Origin of the sequence: Pseudomonas sp. FSL R10-1339 (assembly GCF_009600545.1) — a bacterium.
GTDB lineage: Bacteria > Pseudomonadota > Gammaproteobacteria > Pseudomonadales > Pseudomonadaceae > Aquipseudomonas > Aquipseudomonas bubulae.
In genome coordinates this window covers 1-2042 of record NZ_WIVQ01000200.1, presented here as the reverse complement: position 1 = coordinate 2042, position 2042 = coordinate 1, and the positions used below count along the sequence as shown (strand labels likewise).

The following is a 2042-nucleotide window of genomic DNA, read 5'->3' as shown; positions in this document are numbered from 1 at the left end:
GCCGAGCGCGAAGCTGCGGGGCTGACGCCTTCTCTTACTCTCATTGAAAAAAGAGACAACATCACAGCGACTCTCAAAACGCTTGGCGAAAAGTTCGATCATGTCCTGGTCGATGTTGCAGGTCGTAATTCGCGTGAGTTGGTGACGGGCGCGGTGGTCGCTGACGTGATTGTTGCTCCCCACCAGTGCAGCCAACTTGACCTGGACACGTTAGGCGAGCTCCAGGAGCAGTGTGAGCGGATACGTGACTTGAATCCCGATCTTCGGGTTTTGGCGTACCACTCTATGGCAAGTACGAATCCTGCAGTACGCGAGACAGAACGAAAGGAGTTCCTCGCGTACCTGGCTGAGTTTCCGAGCATCCAACCGCTGGAATCAGTTGGTTACTACCGAAAGGCCTATAAGGATGCGATTCCCTACGGCCGTTCTGTGTTGGAAGGTGACAACGTACAAGCTATCGCCGAGATTGAACAACTGACCGAGGAGCTTTACGGCAATGCCTAAACCACCTAGTCAAACTGTTGCGGCCAAATTGAAGACGAAGCCTATGCCAAGCCAAGCCCAGGTCGAGGCTCTGGCTCGTGATTTGGTCGATAAACCGTATGGAGAGGCACAGCAGAATACTGTTGCGAAGAAAGCGAAGCCTCTGACTATTAGCCTGCCTCCCGCCCTGATTGAGCAATTAGAGGACCGCGCTCGTGAAAACAAGCGGAAAGGAGACGGGCCTAAGACGGTAAGTGCCTTAGTGCGTGAGGCGCTTGGGCTACATGGATTTATGATTTAGTAATTCATAATTATTAATTGAGAGATCCATGACTAAGCGTCTCACGAAAACAGAAAGTAGGCTTGAGCAGCAAATCCGAATGCTCCAGGAAAAGAGTGCTGTCGCTGGGGAGCAGGCGGATCTATTTAACTCAGTGTCGAGCCAGGTTGAGCCGGCAGAGTCAGAAGAATCTGTTTCGGACCGGGTCAGCGTCCTTAAAAATTGGCATCGAGAGCTTTCAGAACAGATTACTGAGCGCACGCGTGAACATACACAGTTTCTGATCGACGGAGATACAGAAGGCGCAGAGCTATCAATCCTCCTTCGCGATGGGCTATTGATTACGCAAGCCAATATCGAGGAAAAAATTAATGCGCTGCGCTCCAATAGACCTGTAACTAGGCTTTCTAATGACAGCGGGTTGTTGAAGCAGCGCCATCCCAATAGAGACTTTTTCCTAGCGGACATCTTTGATTACACATTGAAAGATGTTCAGGCAAGTATGGAAGCTCCTATTTTTACCTTATCTACACGTCCGGATCTCTCAGTTTGGAAATGGCAAAGCCGCGATGGGTCTAAGTCTGTAAAGGTCACACCGTCTGTTTTGGGGCGTGCGACGCAACATGACAAAGATGTTTTGATTTATGTCGTTAGCCAGCTTACTGAGGCGCTAAACCGTGGCCGTGAAGATGCTAAGAATAGGGTTGTCCGCTTTACTGTCTATGACTTTCTAGTAAGTACTAATCGTGGCGTTGGAGGGGATGATTACCGTCGTCTCCAAGCTGCTTTTGAGCGTCTTGCGGGGACGCGTATTACGACAGATATACGAACTGGAGGGCAACGAATTAAAGAAGGTTTTGGCATCATTGATCGTTGGAAGATTGTAGAGCGTTCAAGTGATGAACGGATGATTGCTGTTGAGGTAACCATGTCTGAGTGGCTCTATAACGCTGTTCAGGCCTTTGACGTACTGACGATTCATCCCGACTATTTCAGGCTTAGGAAACCAATAGCTCGACGAGTTTACGAGCTAGCACGCAAGCATTGCGGCAGGCAGGCAAAGTGGACAATTGGTTTACCTCTCTTACTCGATAAGTCTGGAAGTCGGGGGTCTATCTACGAGTTCCATGAAGCACTTAAAAAGCTTGCTGAAGCGAACATATTGCCAGAATACCGGATCGTAATTAGCTCAGAACGAGCTATCGCTGATGTAAAGGTCACGTTCTATATACGCGATGCGATGCGTTTGCTCGAATCCTTCGCTGGCCGGCCAGCGAAG

Annotated in this window: 2 protein-coding genes; both read left to right on the top strand. The window is 49.5% G+C overall.

Going from position 1 to position 2042, the window contains the following annotated elements; genetic code table 11:
- Positions 1-504: division plane positioning ATPase MipZ (locus GHO03_RS24295; protein WP_153400668.1), on the top strand; the 504-nt coding region annotated here is incomplete at its 5' end.
- 308 nt (positions 505-812) lie between these two features.
- Positions 813-2042 (top strand): replication initiator protein A (locus tag GHO03_RS24290; protein WP_218574326.1); only part of this gene is annotated, 1230 nt, incomplete at its 3' end.